The 15037-nt window shown below is 72.8% G+C and carries 10 protein-coding genes and 1 pseudogene; 7 read left to right on the forward strand and 4 right to left on the reverse strand.

Annotated elements, in window-relative coordinates; all coding sequences use genetic code 11:
- Positions 1-118 precede the first annotated feature (118 nt).
- Together ACYVF7_RS45070 and ACYVF7_RS45075 are read left to right on the forward strand one after the other, a co-directional pair.
- Entirely contained in the window at positions 119-979 is an 861-nt protein-coding gene (locus tag ACYVF7_RS45070) for an ATP-grasp domain-containing protein (RefSeq protein WP_460352107.1), read from the forward strand.
- A gap of 192 nt (positions 980-1171) precedes the next feature.
- Positions 1172-1462 carry a hypothetical protein gene (locus tag ACYVF7_RS45075; protein ID WP_460352108.1) on the forward strand — a complete coding sequence of 97 codons (291 nt, stop codon included), beginning with the start codon at positions 1172-1174 and terminating at the stop codon, positions 1460-1462.
- A gap of 18 nt (positions 1463-1480) precedes the next feature.
- Here the strand turns inward: ACYVF7_RS45075 and ACYVF7_RS45080 are convergent, their stop codons facing one another.
- Entirely contained in the window at positions 1481-2791 is a 1311-nt protein-coding gene (locus ACYVF7_RS45080; protein WP_460352109.1) for a DUF2079 domain-containing protein, read from the reverse strand.
- A gap of 94 nt (positions 2792-2885) precedes the next feature.
- On the opposite strand from ACYVF7_RS45080, the gene ACYVF7_RS45085 reads away from it, so the two are divergent.
- Together ACYVF7_RS45085 and ACYVF7_RS45090 are read left to right on the forward strand one after the other, a co-directional pair.
- Positions 2886-3557: a response regulator transcription factor gene (locus ACYVF7_RS45085; RefSeq protein ID WP_460352110.1), complete on the forward strand. Its 672-nt coding sequence runs from the start codon at positions 2886-2888 to the stop codon at positions 3555-3557.
- Positions 3558-3570: 13 nt separating this feature from the next.
- The gene (locus ACYVF7_RS45090) at positions 3571-4902 is read left to right on the forward strand and encodes a sensor histidine kinase (protein ID WP_460352111.1); all 1332 of its coding nucleotides are present in this window, start codon (positions 3571-3573) and stop codon (positions 4900-4902) included.
- 271 nt (positions 4903-5173) lie between these two features.
- Here ACYVF7_RS45090 and ACYVF7_RS45095 read toward each other — a convergent pair whose 3' ends face one another.
- Positions 5174-5368, reverse strand: coding sequence for a DUF3046 domain-containing protein (locus tag ACYVF7_RS45095; RefSeq protein ID WP_460352112.1), 195 nt, complete (start codon positions 5366-5368; stop codon positions 5174-5176).
- 53 nt (positions 5369-5421) lie between these two features.
- Here ACYVF7_RS45095 and ACYVF7_RS45100 point away from each other — a divergent pair.
- Both ACYVF7_RS45100 and ACYVF7_RS45105 read left to right on the forward strand, forming a co-directional pair.
- Positions 5422-10028: pseudogene (locus ACYVF7_RS45100) on the forward strand (ATP-dependent helicase).
- 119 nt (positions 10029-10147) lie between these two features.
- Positions 10148-10375, forward strand: a complete 228-nt coding sequence (locus ACYVF7_RS45105) for a hypothetical protein (RefSeq protein WP_460352113.1) — start codon at positions 10148-10150, stop codon at positions 10373-10375.
- Between the two features lie 39 nt (positions 10376-10414).
- Here ACYVF7_RS45105 and ACYVF7_RS45110 read toward each other — a convergent pair whose 3' ends face one another.
- Together ACYVF7_RS45110 and ACYVF7_RS45115 are read right to left on the reverse strand one after the other, a co-directional pair.
- Positions 10415-12238 (reverse strand): serine/threonine-protein kinase, encoded by a 1824-nt coding sequence (locus ACYVF7_RS45110; protein ID WP_460352114.1) that lies wholly within the window; start codon positions 12236-12238, stop codon positions 10415-10417.
- Positions 12239-12332: 94 nt separating this feature from the next.
- A complete protein-coding gene (locus ACYVF7_RS45115) occupies positions 12333-13523 on the reverse strand; it encodes an ROK family transcriptional regulator (RefSeq protein ID WP_460352115.1) in 1191 nt (396 codons plus the stop codon).
- Between the two features lie 216 nt (positions 13524-13739).
- Here ACYVF7_RS45115 and ACYVF7_RS45120 point away from each other — a divergent pair, with 216 nt between their 5' ends.
- Positions 13740-15026 (forward strand): extracellular solute-binding protein, encoded by a 1287-nt coding sequence (locus tag ACYVF7_RS45120; protein WP_460352116.1) that lies wholly within the window; start codon positions 13740-13742, stop codon positions 15024-15026.
- Positions 15027-15037 lie beyond the last annotated feature (11 nt).

Below are 15037 nucleotides of genomic sequence, written 5' to 3' on the forward strand. Positions count from 1 at the left end.
ACTGTGGACAATGTCGTCGCTTCCTTCACTCTAGCCGAACACACGTTCGATCATGAACGGACGCGCCGATTCACCGGGGAAAGACGGGGTGTCTTGCCCTACGCTGAGGGTCAGGATCATGCCGGTGACCATCCTCATGTGCGCCGACCCGCTGAATCCCCGGCGGGTCGATGAGCACTTCGCCCGAGAGGCCGAGGCCGTACGCGCGCTCGGCGGGTCCGTCGCGCTCATCGACCACGACGCGCTGCAGCGCGGCGACGCGGCCGCGGCCGTACGCCAGGTGCCCGACGGCCTGGGGACCACGTGGTACCGCGGCTGGATGACCACCTCGACGCAGTACGCCGCGCTCGCGGCCGCCCTGGCCGCCCGGAACGTCGTTCTGGCGGTCCCGCCCGACGGCTATGAGAAGGCGCACGAGCTGCCCGGCTGGTACGACACCTTCGCGGGCGTCACCCCGGCGAGCGTATGGCTGTCCCTGTCCCCCGGCGCGACGCCGGCGGCGGACAAGCTGGCCGAGCTCGTACGCCCGCTGGGCTCTGGGCCGGCGGTCGTGAAGGACTACGTGAAGTCGCGCAAGCACGAGTGGGACGAGGCCTGCTTCATCCCCGAGCTCGCCGACGTGGAGCGGCTGCACGCGGTCGTCGCCCGCTTCGTCGAGCGGCAGGGCGACTTCCTCGCCGGCGGCATCGTCATCCGCGAGTACGAGCGGTTCGAGGACGGCGAGGCCCGCGTGTGGTGGGTCGACGGCGAACCTGTGCTGATGGGGCCGCACCCGGACACACCGGACCGCCACCCCCGCCCGCAGGCGGACCCGATCGCCCCGTGCGTACGGGCGCTGGGCTGCCGGTTCATCACCACGGACCTGGCCCGGCGGGCGGACGGGGTCTGGCGGGTGGTCGAGGTCGGCGACGGACAGGTCAGCGATCTGCCGTCGGTCGCCGAACCGGCGGATCTGTACCTGAGCTTCCCGATCAGGTAGTGCCCCGCCGGGAACCCCGGCTCTACACTTGCCGGGCCATTGATCCCTTTCGTGGAGGCTCGCGGCAATGCGCCCGAATGTCCCCCGGCGGCTCGCGCGCTCCGGCGCCGCGTACCTCACCGTCGTGAGCGTGCTGTCGCTCTCGCTCGTCGCCTGTTCCTCACGTCCGACGAACGCCTACTGCGTCGACATGTGGGCGCCGCCGGCTCCTCGTACCGCGTCGTGTCCGACTGGTACTGCGACAACGGCGGCTCGGGCGGCCGCTATCGCTGGTACTACCGAGGTCGGTACCGCAGCGGGTACGTCTCCCGGGGCATCTGGACCCGTCCGCGCGGCAGGATCGTCTCGCGCGGCGGCCGCGTCCTCCAGGGCGGCTCCCGCAAGACCACGACGCGGTCGAAGAGCACCACACATCACTCGACCGGCGGGTCGACCCACCACGGATCGACAAGTCGCAGCCGGACCCGCACCCGACGGCACTGAGGGTTCCGTCGCACGCGGTCAGGGCCTGCCGTCGGTCCGGCGGTAGATGGTGATGCCGGTGGCCCGGGCCACGACGCCGTAGCCCAGTGAGGGCAGGTCCGCGATCATCGACCGCTCGTACGGCGCGCCGGTGGTCGCGACCCATTCGGGGCGGAGCTTCGGGGTGGGCGCGCTGAGGAAGCGGAACACCCGGCAGCGGCCGGTGAGCTGCGGTGCGATGCGGTTGGCGGCGGCCACGTCCGCTCCGTCGGGGATGATCCTCAATAGTGCTTCGGCGGTCCTGACCTGTTGCGGCACCCGCCAGGAGGCAGGGTCGAGCACCCTCCAGAGTGGTTGCGGAACGCACATCGCGATGACGAGGGCGAGGATCGGTGCGACACGGGCGCCCCGCAGTACGGTGGCACGGTCGCTCCCTCGCATCCGGGCCAGGCCGTCGGCGAAGGCGATGAAAATGATGGGCATCAGCACGGCGTTGTAATGGAACCGGGTGCCCCAGAAGACCGGATTGGTCGTCCAGAATCGCGCGAGCAGAGACGGAGTCGTGAGGAGTACCAGCGGAGAGCGCAGCGCGAAGAAAAGGGTAGGCGCGAGCAATGCCAGTACGGTCTCTTCCTTGGTCGCCGGAACCGGCAAGGAGGAAATGGATCCCGCGGTCTTTCCGTACGGATAGGAATGGCGCGGGTTGAACGCCGGGATGACGACGAGGACGGCGAGCGCGCCGGCCGCGACCGCGGCAGCGGTGACGAGCGCGCCGAGGCGGCGCTGACCCTGCCAGAAGATGTACACCCCGATCGCCGCGACGATGAACGTCTGGTCCTCCTTTACCAGCAGGAGCGGCAGCGCCCAGCCGGCGGCGGCGTGCCGGCGTCGCCGGGCGAGCAGTTCCACGCTGCGGGCGAGCAGTGGCACCGCGAAGGCGATCTCGTGAAAGTCGAACACGACGGCCTGCTGAATCCCCCAGGACAGGCCGTACGCCAGGCCGAGGCAGACGCCGGCGCGGTGCCCGCAGAAGTCGATCGCGAGGCGCGTCACCGGCACGGCCGACAGCGCGAGCAGCGCCGCCTGAAGGACCAGCAGTGTGACCGGGCTCGGGAATGCCCGGTAGAACGGCGCCGCGAGGATGAGGATCGGATGGAAATGGTCGCCCAGCAGATTGAAGCCGGGCCCTTTAAGATCGGCGATCGGCGGGCGCAGATGGGCGTACGAGCGGACCGCCTGTTCGAAGATTCCAAGATCGTATCCGGTGCTCCGCATTTGCCGATGACGGTTCACCGAAAGCGCGGAATAGGCGGCGAACAGCAGGCAGGCGAGCAGCCGCGGAGATGACATGGCGGGCAGACTGGCCGACCGGCGCTGAATTCCCGCTGAAGCAACCTGAAGCCGCTTTCAGGAATGCACGGCGCCATGCCGCCATAATGGCCCGATGCGGTTGTTGCTGGTGGAAGACGACGAACGGCTGGCGACCACGCTGACCCATGGCCTGCGCGCCGAAGGGTATGCGGTCGACGTCGCCCATGACGGCCGGGAGGGGCTGAGTCTCGCGCTGACCCATCCCTACACGGCGGTCGTCCTGGACATCATGCTGCCGGGTCTCAACGGCTTCGCCGTCTGCGCGCGGCTGCGCCGGAGCGGCAGCACGGTGCCGATCCTCATGTTGACCGCGAAGAACGGCGAGTACGACGAGGCGGAGGCGCTCGACACCGGCGCCGACGACTACATCTGCAAGCCGTTCTCCTACGTCGTCCTCCTCGCCCGGCTGCGCGCGCTGCTGCGCCGCGGCGGCGCGACCCGCCCGGCGGTCCTGACCGCCGGCGACCTGCGACTCGACCTCGCCGCCCGCCGATGCCGTTACGGCGCGACGGAGATACGGCTCACCGCGAAGGAGCTCGCCGTGCTGGAGTGCCTGGTGCGCCGGCCGGACGAAGTGGTCGCGAAGATCGACATACTCGACGAGGTCTGGGACCAGGCGTTCGACGGCGACGTGAACATCGTCGAGGTCTACGTCCGCACCCTTCGCCGCAAGCTCCCGTCCGGGCCGGCGATGATTCAGACCGTGCGCGGCGCCGGCTATCGGCTGGTGACCGCCCATGGTTAGGCGGCTCAGGCCGGTGCGGGTAAGAGCCGCGCTGAGCGCGGCGCTCGCGGCCGCCGTCGTCTTCGGTGCCGGCGGCTGGTTGGTCCGCGACGTCGTCCGCGGCCAGTGGATGACCGCGGCGCGGGAGCAGGCTACGCGCGACGCCTTCTCGCTGACCTACAGCTTCGAATCGGGGGCCACCACGCCGCGCGGCACCGACTTCTCCTACACCGTCGTCCTCGCCGATGGGCGGCGCGCCATGGTGGCCGGTACGGTCTTCGGCGATGATCTGGACCGGCCTCTCCCCGCGTTCCCGCCGCGGGTCGGGTGGGGCATCCACACGGTCCCCGGGAAGGGCCGGTTCATCGTCGGCACCACCGAGGTGCTGCCCGCGGACCGGATCGAGAAGCTGACCGGCAGCGGCGGCCTGGCGCAGCGCCTGACGGTGTACGTGCTCGTTTCGACGGCCGACGCCAGGACGGCCGTCGCCACGATCGATCGCCTGCTCGGCTGGGGCCTGCCGTTCGCCGTCCCGTTCGTCGGCCTGATCGCCTGGTTCGTCACCGGCCGGGCCCTGCGGCCGGTTGAGGCGATCCGGGCGAAGATGGCCGCCATCAGCGCCCACGCGCTCGACCAACGGGTCCCCGTACCGGCCACCGGCGACGAGATCACCCGCCTCGCGCTGACCACCAACGAGACCCTCGACCGGCTCGAACACGCCCACCACCGGCAGCAACGCTTCGTCGCCGACGCCTCCCACGAGCTGCGGACACCGCTGGCGGGCCTCCGCAACTCGCTGGAGATCGCGCTGGCCTACCCGGAGCGAACGGATTGGCCCAGCACGGTCGCCACGGCGCTGGCCGACGTCGACCGCCTGCAGCGCCTGGCCGAGGACCTCCTCTTGCTCGCCTCGCCCGCCCAGGCGACACCGACGACCTCGGACCTCGCCGACATCGTCGAGGAGCAGGTGGCCGAACGCGCCCACACCGGTGACGGCCCCGCGTTCACCGCGCGCACGACCCGCCCCGCCCTCGTACGCGAGAGCGAGACCCGGCTCGCCCGGATCGTGCGCAACCTGCTCGACAACGCCGCCCGGCACGCCCGTACGGAGGTGACGGCGGCCGTCGCCGTCACCGACGGCGGCGTCACGCTGACCGTCGCCGACGACGGTCCAGGCGTCCCGCCCGAGGATCGTGAGCGGATCTTCGAGCGCTTCGTCCGCCTCGACGACGCCCGCACCCGCGCGGACGGCGGCGCCGGGCTCGGCCTGACCATCGTCCGCGAGCTCGTCACCGGCCTGGGCGGAACCGTCCGCGTCACGGGCCGCTCCACCTTCGTCGTCACACTTCCCGGCGACCAGGCGTGATCGTCGCGCGGTCGAGCCCGTACGACCGAAGCCGCGCGGCCGGCCCGCTGACGGCTGAGCAGCGGCTCTACGGGACGCCGGACGCGGCGCGGACGGCCCGCCGAAGGCTCGGCGGGGGCGCTGGAACGCGGCGCCACCGGGCCGCCGGAGCCTCAGCGGAGGCGCTGCGCGATGTCGAACGCGGCCCGGACGCCCGCCGAAGACTCAGCGGAGGCGCTGAATCGCTGCGTGGCCGGCCGACCGGAGGCGCTGGAGGATGGGCACGGAAGCCTCAGCGGAGGCGCTGCTGGACGTCGAAGGTGGCGCAGACGGCCCGCCACACGTCCTTGGCGGCGACGCCGTCGGCGAGGGCCTTCTCGATCGTGCGACCGTCCAGCTCGGCCATGACGTAGTCCTTGGCCACGCTCTCGGCGTAGCCCTCGCCGAACTGCTGGTTCATCCGATCCCAGAACACCGTGAGTCGCACGGTCCCCACGCTACCCGGCACTGTCGCCGGTGGACGATTCCGTCGGTGGGGCGATGCACACTGGCAGGATGACGCCGATCGACCGTTTCTCGGCCGCCACCCGTGCCTGGTTCGCGGGGGCGTTCGCCGCGCCGACGGCGGCCCAGGCGGGCGCCTGGGAGGCGATCTCCCAGGGTGACAACACTCTGGTCGTGGCGCCGACCGGGTCGGGCAAGACCCTGGCCGCGTTCCTGTGGTCGCTGGACCGGCTGGCGTCGACGCCGCCGCCGGAGGATCCGAAGCGGCGCTGCCGGGTGCTGTACGTCTCCCCGCTCAAGGCCCTCGCGGTCGACATCGAGCGCAACCTCCGCGCCCCGCTCACCGGGCTGCGGCAGACCGCGCGGCGGCTGGGGCTGGCCGAGCCCGACATCGGCGTGGCCGTACGTTCCGGCGACACGCCCGCCGACGAGCGCCGCCGGTTCGCGACCAGACCGTCCGACATCCTCATCACGACGCCGGAGTCGCTGTTCCTGATCCTGACGTCGCAGGCGCGTGAGGCGCTGCGCGGGGTCGAGACGGTGATCGTCGATGAGGTGCACGCGGTGGCGGCGACCAAGCGCGGCGCGCATCTGGCGCTGTCGCTGGAGCGCCTGGACGCGCTGCTGGAGCGGCCCGCCCAGCGGATCGGGCTGTCGGCGACGGTGCGACCGGTGTCGGAGGTCGCGGCCTTTCTGGGCGGCGTGCGGTCCGCGACGGTGGTGCAGCCGCCGCACGAGAAGGAGGTCGAGCTGCGGATCTCGGTGCCGGTCGAGGACATGACCGAGCTCCCTCCGGATCCGCGCGCCGAGGACGACTCCCCGCTGCAGGGGCGCAACATCTGGCCGCACGTCGAGGACGCCGTGCTCGACCTGATCGGGGCGCACCGGTCGACGATCGTGTTCGCCAACTCCCGACGGCTGGCGGAGCGGCTGAGCGGCCGGCTGAACGAGCTCGCTTGGGAGAGGCGAGCCGCCGAGCGAGCGGAGTGGTCGGCCGCCACCTCCGAAGGTCCCGATCCGGCCGACCGCGTAGCGAGTGAGAAGGCGAGCCCGACCCATGAATGGGAGAGGCAGAACGGCGAGGCGCTTCCGCAGGACTCCTCCCCCGCCGAGATGATGGCGCAGGCGGGGGCGTCGCGCGGCGCTCCGGCGGACGTCGTGCGCGCGCACCACGGCTCGGTGTCGAAGAGGAGCGGGCCGGCATCGAGGAGTCGCTGAAGGCCGGGCGGCTGCCCGCCGTCGTGGCGACGTCCAGCCTGGAGCTCGGCATCGACATGGGCGCCGTGGACCTGGTCGTGCAGGTCGAGTCGCCGCCGTCGGTGGCGGCGGGGCTGCAGCGGATCGGCCGGGCGGGCCATCAGGTGGGGGCGGTCTCGAAGGGCGTGATCTTCCCGAAGTACCGCGGCGACCTCGTGCAGACGGCGGTCGTGGCCGAGCGGATGCGCGACGGGCGGATCGAGGAGCTGCGGTACCCGCGCAACCCCCTGGACGTGCTGGCCCAGCAGATCGTGGCGATGACCGCGATGGACGAGTGGCCGGTCGACGAGCTGGAGACGCTCGTACGGCGGGCCGCGCCGTTCGCGACGCTGCCGAGGTCGGTGCTGGAGGCGACGCTCGACATGCTCGCGGGCCGGTATCCGAGCGACGAGTTCGGTGAGCTGCGCCCGCGCCTGGTGTGGGACCGCGTGGCCGGGGTGCTGCGCGGCCGGCCCGGCGGGCAGCGGCTGGCGGTGACGAGCGGCGGCACGATCCCGGACCGCGGGCTGTTCGGCGTGTTCCTCGTGGGCGAGAAGTCCTCGCGGGTCGGGGAGCTCGACGAGGAGATGGTGTACGAGTCGCGGGTCGGCGACGTCTTCGTCCTGGGCGCGAGCTCGTGGCGGATCGAGGACATCACGCCGGACCGGGTGCTGGTGTCCCCCGCTCCCGGGCAGCCGGGGAAGCTGCCGTTCTGGCACGGCGACGCGCCGGGGCGGCCGGCGGAGCTGGGCCGGGCGCTGGGGGCGTTCAGCCGGGAGCTGTCCACGCTGGAGCCGGAGAAGGCCCGCGAACGGCTGCGCGCCACCGGCCTGGACGACTGGGCCGCCGGCAACCTCCTCGCCTACCTCGCCGAGCAGCGGGAGACCACCGGCTACGTCCCCGACGACCGTACGCTCGTGGTCGAGCGGTTCCGCGACGAGCTCGGCGACTGGCGGATGGTCGTGCACTCGCCGTTCGGGGCGCCGGTGCACGCGCCGTGGGCCCTCGCGATGGCCGCGCGCCTGCGGGAGCGGTACGGCGTCGAGGCGCAGGCGGTGCACTCCGACGACGGCATCGTGCTGCGGGTGCCCGACACCGGCGCCGCGTTCGACGAGACCGGGGCGGCCCCGCCGGCGGGCGACCTGGCGGTGTTCGACCCGGCGGAGATCGAGCGGATCGTCACCGACGAGCTGGGCAACTCCGCGCTGTTCGCCTCGCGGTTCCGCGAGTGCGCGGCGCGGGCCCTGCTGCTGCCGCGCCGCAACCCGGGCCGCCGCATGCCGCTGTGGCAGCAGCGGCAGCGCGCCGCGCAACTGCTGTCGGTGGCGAGCCGGTACCCCTCGTTCCCGATCGTGCTGGAGACGGTGCGGGAGTGCCTGCAGGACGTCTTCGACGTGCCGGGCCTGGTGGCGCTGATGCGGGAGCTGGCGAGCCGCAAGGCGCGGCTGGTCGAGGTCGAGACGCCGGTGCCGTCGCCGTACGCCCGGTCGCTGCTGTTCGGGTACATCGGCGCGTTCATGTACGAGGGGGACGCCCCGCTGGCCGAGCGGCGCGCGCAGGCCCTGGCGCTGGACTCGACGCTGCTGGCCGAGCTGCTGGGCCAGGCGGATCTGCGGGAGCTGCTCGACCCCGAGGTGGTCGCCGAGGCCGACCGCGAGCTGCGGCGGCTGACGCCCGAGCGGCGCGCCCGGGACGCGGAGGGCGCGGCCGACCTGCTGCGGGAGCTCGGCCCGCTCGGCACCGACGAGCTCGTCGAACGCGGCGCCGACCCGCGGTGGCTGGTGGAGCTGGAGGAGGCCCGGCGGGCGATCCGGGTGCGGATCGGCGGCGTGGAGCGCTGGGCGGCGATCGAGGACGCCGCGCGGCTGCGCGACGCGCTGGGCGTCCCGCTGCCCGTGGGGGTGCCGGAGGCGTTCCTGGAGCCGGTGGCCGACCCCCTCGCCGACCTGCTGAGCCGGCACGCCCGGACGCAGGGGCCGTTCCACGCCGCCGACGTCGCGGCGCGGTTCGGCCTGGGCGTCGCGGTGGTGACCGACGGGCTGCGGCGGCTCGCCGCGGCGGGCCGGGTGGCCGAGGGCGACTTCACCCCCGGGGAGCGCGGTACGGAGTGGTGCGACGCCGGGGTGCTGCGGATGCTGCGCCGCCGGTCACTCGCCCGGCTGCGGGCCGAGGTGGAGCCGTCGCCGCCGGAGGCCCTGGCGCGGTTCCTGCCGGCCTGGCACGGCATCACCGCGCGCGGCTCCGGACCGCGCGGCATCGACGCGCTGGTGCACGCGATCGAGCAGCTGCAGGGCGCGGCGGTGCCCGCCTCCGCGCTGGAGTCGCTGGTCCTGCCCGCCCGCGTGCCCGGCTACTCCCCCGCGATGCTGGACGAGCTGACCGCCTCGGGCGAGGTCGTGTGGGTGGGACAGGGCGGGCTGCCCGGCGGTGACGGCTGGGTGTCGCTGTACCTCGCGGACACGGCCCCGCTGCTGATGCCCGAGTCCGCGGAGATCACGCTGACGCCGCTGCACGAGCGCGTGCTGGAGTCGCTGTCCGACGGCGGCGCGGTGTTCTTCCGCACGCTGTCCGACCGCGTCGGTTCCCAGAACGACCAGGAGCTCGTGACCGCGCTGTGGGACCTGGTGTGGGCGGGACGCCTCACCAACGACACCCTCGCCCCGCTGCGCGCCCGGCTCGGCGCGGGCCGGACGACGCACCGGCCCCGTACGCGCCGCAGGCCGGCGATGCCGTCGCGCACCGGCCCGCCGACCGTCGCGGGCCGCTGGTGGCTGCTGCCCGAGCCGGAGACCGACGCGACCCGGCGCGGCCACGCGCAGGCCGAGACGCTGCTCGACCGGTACGGCGTCGTGATCCGCGGTGCGGTCATGGCCGAGCGGACGCCGGGCGGGTTCGCCGCCGTGTACCCGGTGCTGCGCGCGTTCGAGGAGTCGGGCCGCTGCCGGCGCGGCTACTTCGTCGAGGGGCTGGGCGCGGCGCAGTTCGCGCTGCCCGGCGCGGTGGACCGGCTGCGCGCGACCCGGCCGGACGCCGACGCGCCGCGCGCCGTCGTGCTCGCGGCGACCGACCCGGCCAACCCCTACGGCGCGGCACTGCCCTGGCCGGAGCGGCCCGGGGAGGTCGCGAGCGGGCACAAGCCGGGCCGTAAGGCCGGGGCGCTCGCCGTGCTGGTCGAGGGCCGTCTGACGCTGTACGTGGAGCGCGGTGGCAAGACGCTGCTGTCGTGGGGCGAGGAGGACCTCCAGCCCGCCGTCGACGCCCTCGCCCTCGCCGTACGGGACGGCGCGCTCGGCCGGCTCACGGTCGAACGCGCGGACGGCACGTCGATCGTCGACTCCCCGCTCGCCGCCGCCCTGGAGGCCGCCGGATTCCACCCGACACCACGCGGACTCCGGCTCCGGGCCTGAACACCCGCCTGAGGAGCGGAAGGTCGGCGGTTCGACGCCACGCGGTCTCCGGCTCCGAGGCTCACCCGGGCCCACCCCGGTCCGGGCCGCGGCACGGTGTCCCGCGCTACGGTTGCGCCGTGGCGCGTCCCTACACCTTCATCGATCCGGCCGAGCTGACGTCGGAGCAGGCCGTACAGATCCGGGTCTGGCGCGTGGATCAGGAGATGACCTGGCGCGGGGTCGCTCAGGCCGCGGCCGACGCCTGGGGATCGGATCACGGCAGCAACCAGATCGCCGGCGAGGAGTTGTGCCGCGCGGCCGCCCTCGCCCTGGGCGAGGATCCCTCTTCGGATCCCTGGAACTAGGGCCGCGAGGCCGGCGGAGGGCGGGGCGTCCGCGAGCGGTCAGCTGCAGTGGGTCCAGCCGCTCGACCACCTCGCCGTCGCGGAGGAGCCTCCCCACCGTACGCACTTGCCCTTGGCGGGCAGCTTCACCGGCCCGGCGAAGAAGGGGGTGGTGGCCGACCTGGTTCCCTGGCCACCGTCCTTGACCGCGAGCGACGCGGTCATGGCCGTCTTGTCGCCGTTTGACTTGGGGACCATGGTGACGACGCAGTTCGCGCCGTTGCCGCTGTTGTAGAGCAGGTAGGCGGTCGCCTGCCCGAGGCCGTGCTGGTCGATGACCGCGAAGCCCCCGCCGCAGAGTCGCTCGGCGGTGTACGGGTTGGGCTTGGCCTTCTTCGCGGTCGGCGAGTGCGATGGCGTCTTCTTGTGCGTCGGCCGGTGAGACGGCGTGTGGGAGGGCCGCTTCTTCCTGGCCTTGTGCGACTTGTCGGTGTTCTCCGCGGTCGGGGTGCCCGAGCCGCCGTCGCCGTGGTCCATCGCGGCCCAGACCACGCCCCCGCCCCCCAGCAGCAGGACGGCGGCGGCGATCACGGCGATGACGCCGCCCACGCCGCGCCTCCTCGGCGCGGGCTCCCCTCCGCCATAGGCGGGCGGCGCGACCGGGGGCAGGTTGTAGGTGCCGCCGTCGGCCGGGTGGTAGGCACCCGGCGGCGGTCCGGAGGGCCCCGGCCCGTACGAGGGCATTCGCTGGGTGGGCGGCGTGGCGGGCATCCGCGCCGTGCCGCCGGGTGCGCCGGCCGGTGGCAGGACCTCGGTCGCGCCACCGGGCGGACCGGCGGGCGGGATCACCTCGGTGGCGCCGCCGGGCCGGCCGGGCGCGGGCCCGCGGTCGGCGGGGTCGAGGGAGGTCCGCAGGTCGGTCGCGTCGCCGGTCCCCCCGGTGCCGGGCGCCCCTCCGGAAAGCCCGGCCGCTCCGAGGCCGGCGGCTCCGAGGCCAGCCGCGCCGGCTCCGGCTCCGGCAACGCCGGACGCTCCGAAGTCGGAGGAGGTGCCCTGCCCCATCAGCGCGTCCATCAACTGCCGCGCGGTGGGACGCCGTGCCGGGTCCTTGGCCATGGAGGCGGCGACGATGTCGCGCAGCCGTCCGTCGAGGGTCCCGAGGTCGGGCTCCTCGTGGAGGATGCGGTGGATCACCGTGGGGATCGACTTGTTGCCGAACGCGGGGGTGCCCGTGGCGGCGAACACGATCGTGACGCCCCACGCGAACATGTCGGTGGCCGGGCCGACGCGGCCCTCGGTGAGCTGCTCGGGGGCCATGAACGCGGGGGTTCCGACGATCTGGCTGGCGGCGGTGGTGCCGGTCGCGTCGAGGGCGCGGGCGATGCCGAAGTCGATCACGACCGGGCCGTCGGGGCCCATGAGGACGTTGCCGGGCTTGAAATCGCGGTGGACGACGCCGGCCTGGTGGATGGCCGCGAGGGCGGTGGCGGTGTTGATGGCCAGCCGGTCGAGCGCGGCGCCCTGGCGGGGTCCCTCCTGCCGGAGCTGCTGCTGCAGGGACGGTCCGGGGACGTACTCGCTGACGATGTAGGGACGGTCGTCGGCCAGGCCCGCGTCCAGGACCTGCGCGGTGCAGAACCGGGCGACCCGCTTGGTGACCTCGACCTCGCGGACGAACCGCGCGCGGGCTCCCTCGTCCTCCATCAGCTGGGCCTGCAGGACCTTGATCGCGACGTTCTCGCCGGTGGTGCCGCTGCCGAGGTAGACGACTCCCTGCCCGCCCTCGCCGATCCGCCCGGACACCTCGTACGCCCCCAGCCGCCGGGGATCCCCGTGCGTGAGCGGCTGGACATTCGGCACGGCGGCCTCCCGATCGATCGACATGGACGCCGCAGAACCTATCAACGTCGCTCAAATGATCTGAACACGACGGCGGAACTCACTCGAAGCGCAACGCTGCGTCACGACCGGGAAGCGCTCAGGCGGACGACGCGGAGAAGACGTCCTCCCGGGCGCGGTCGAGGGCGGCGAGGATCGCTCCGCGCAGGACGGGGTTGCCCTCGACGCGGGTCAGCGCGACGCGCGGCCGGGTGGGGCAGATGCGCCCGACGGCCTCCTCGATGAGCCCGGCGAGCCGCTCCCCTCCGGCCCTCCCGATGTCTCCGGCGATCACGACCAGCTCGGGGTCCAGCACGATCGTCACGGACGCGACGCCGTACGCGAGGCGCGTGGCGAGCTCGCGCATGAACGGGTCGCCGTCCTCTCCGGCTCCGGCCGCCGTCCGCACGCACTCGGTCGCGGTCGGGGCGGCGAAGCCGTGCCGGTCGGCGAGCTCGCGAATCGCGTCGGCGCCGGCGAGCGCGCCGAGGCCGCCGCCGAGTGCGGGCATCTCCCAGGTCAGCGACTCGGTGTCCTCATCGGGGAGCGGCATGCCCGGCACGGGGAGGTAGCCGATCTCCCCGGCGCCGCCGGAGACACCGCGGTGCAGGCGGCCGCCGAGCATGACGGCGAGGCCGATGCCGCGGGTCGCCCACAGCAGGGCGAAGTCGTCGACGTCCTGGGCCGCACCGTCGGCCCGCTCGGCGAGCGCGGCGAGGTTCACGTCGTTCTCGATGGTGACCTCGAGCCGCAGGTCGCGGCGGAGCGCCTGGAGGATGCCCGCGTGCCAGTGCGGCAGGTCGTAGATGAACTGCACGTCCCCGGTGCGCGGGTCGATGACCCCGGGGGTGCCGAGGACCAGCGCGTGCAGCTTGGCGAGCGGGATCCGGGCCGAGCGGCACGCCTTGACGACGACGTCGTGGATGACGGACACCGGGTCGTCCGCGCCGTTCGGGTCGACGGTCACCTCGGCGGCGAGTTCCCCGGTGATGTCGGCGACGCCGGCCGTCACGCGGTTGGGGCCGACCTCGAGGCCGGCGACGTACGCGCTGGAGGGCACGACGGCGTACAGAGCGGCGTTGGGCCCTCGGCCGCCGGCCTGTTCGCCGACGACGGCCACGAGGCCGCGCTCTTCCAGCCGGGAGAGCAGCTGAGACGCGGTGACCTTGGACAGGCCCGTGTGCTGTCCGATCTGCGCCCGGGTGAGCGGGCCCGAGCTCACGAGAAGATCCAGGGCGGATCGGTCGTTGAGCTCGCGCAGCAGCCTTGGGGTCCCCGGGCGACTCTGCATCCCCGACTCCCTTCCGTATCGATTCGCTAACGACCTATTACTTAGGAAAGTTTCCTGTTAGTTTAGCCGCAAGCAAGTCCACATCCCAACTCTAGGCACGAGACACTACGGCCCCGACCGTAGAAGCGCTCCACCACCAGCGCAAACGAGGCACCGCACGTCGGATACCGTGCGGCGACGGATGCCCCGGTGGGCGTGACCGAAGGGAGTCCCATTATGCGGTTCACCAAGGCCACCGCCACAGCCGCCGTCCTCGCGGTCGCCGTCGCGGGCTGCGGCGGCAAGGACAAGAAGGACACTTCGGCCGGGGGCAAGGACCCGGCGAAGATCGTCGTCTGGCAGATGGGCGACGGCAGCCCCGAGCAGACCAAGTTCCTCGACGGGGTCAAGGCCGAGTTCCAGCAGAAGCACCCGAAGACCGACGTCCAGGTGCAGTACATCCCCTGGCCGCAGGCCACCCAAAAGTTCCAGACCGCGATCGCCGGCGGCTCCGGCCCCGACGTGACCGAGGTCGGCAACACCGACGTGCAGTCCTGGATCGAGCAGGGGGCGTTCGCCGACATCAGCGACAAGATGAGCGGCTGGACCGAGGGCAAGGACCTCAACCAGGGCGCCCTCGCCAACGACAAGGCGGACGGCAAGACGTACGCCGCTCCGTGGTACGGCGGCGTACGGGCCGTCTGGTACCACAAGGACTGGTTCAAGGCACTGGGCATCCAGCCTCCGACGTCCTGGGCCGACCTCGTCGCCGCGGCTAAGACGATCCAGGACAAGAAGGGCGTGCCCGGCATCGCCGCGCCGAGCGACTTCACGAACGGCATCCTCAGCTTCGTCTGGGCCAACGGCGGCGACGTCGCTTCCAAGCAGGGCGGCAAGTGGACGGGCACGCTCTCGCAGCCCCAGGCCAAGGAGGCCGTCGAGTTCTACGCGGGCCTCGTCAGCAAGGACAAGGTCGCCCCGGACAAGTACGTCGGCAAGAACGAGCTGCAGGGCCCCCAGCAGGACTTCGCGCTCGGCAAGGTCGGCATGTACATGGACGGCAGCTGGGCCCTCCCGCAGCTGCAGAAGGTCAACGCCAAGGACGCCGCGAACTGGGGCGTCTTCCCGATCCCGGGCAAGACCGGCGGTCTCGCACCGGTCTTCTCCGGCGGCTCAGACCTGGCGGTCTGGAAGGACAGCAAGTACAAGGACGTCGCGTTCGACTACCTGACCGTCCTGGACAGCAAGAAGAACGCGCAGGCCTTCGCCTCCACGCTGAAGTTCCTGCCGCAGTTCACCGACGTCCTGCAGAGCGCGACGTACAAGAACGACCCGATCATGGGCCCCTTCGCGCAGGCCGCCTCCGCCGGCGTCCGGTTCACGCCCACCAGCAAGGGCTGGGCCGACTACGAGGGCGCCAAGAAGGTGCTGCCGAACGCGGTCAAGGCCATCATGCAGGGCAAGTCCCCCGACGATGAGCTGAACAAGGCCGACCAGCAGGCCGGTTCCCTGCTCAACCAGTAAGGGACCGCTCC

This window comes from Actinoallomurus acanthiterrae (genome assembly GCF_054775715.1).

Excerpts from the sequence above, each read along its gene's own strand:
- ACYVF7_RS45070 (WP_460352107.1), top strand. The coding sequence starts at position 119 with ATGCCGGTGACCATCCTCATGTGCGCCGACCCGCTGAATCCCCGGCGG.
- ACYVF7_RS45080 (WP_460352109.1), bottom strand. The coding sequence starts at position 2,791 with ATGTCATCTCCGCGGCTGCTCGCCTGCCTGCTGTTCGCCGCCTATTCC.
- ACYVF7_RS45085 (WP_460352110.1), top strand. The coding sequence starts at position 2,886 with ATGCGGTTGTTGCTGGTGGAAGACGACGAACGGCTGGCGACCACGCTG.
- ACYVF7_RS45110 (WP_460352114.1), bottom strand. The coding sequence starts at position 12,238 with ATGTCGATCGATCGGGAGGCCGCCGTGCCGAATGTCCAGCCGCTCACG.
- ACYVF7_RS45115 (WP_460352115.1), bottom strand. The coding sequence starts at position 13,523 with ATGCAGAGTCGCCCGGGGACCCCAAGGCTGCTGCGCGAGCTCAACGAC.
- ACYVF7_RS45120 (WP_460352116.1), top strand. The coding sequence starts at position 13,740 with ATGCGGTTCACCAAGGCCACCGCCACAGCCGCCGTCCTCGCGGTCGCC.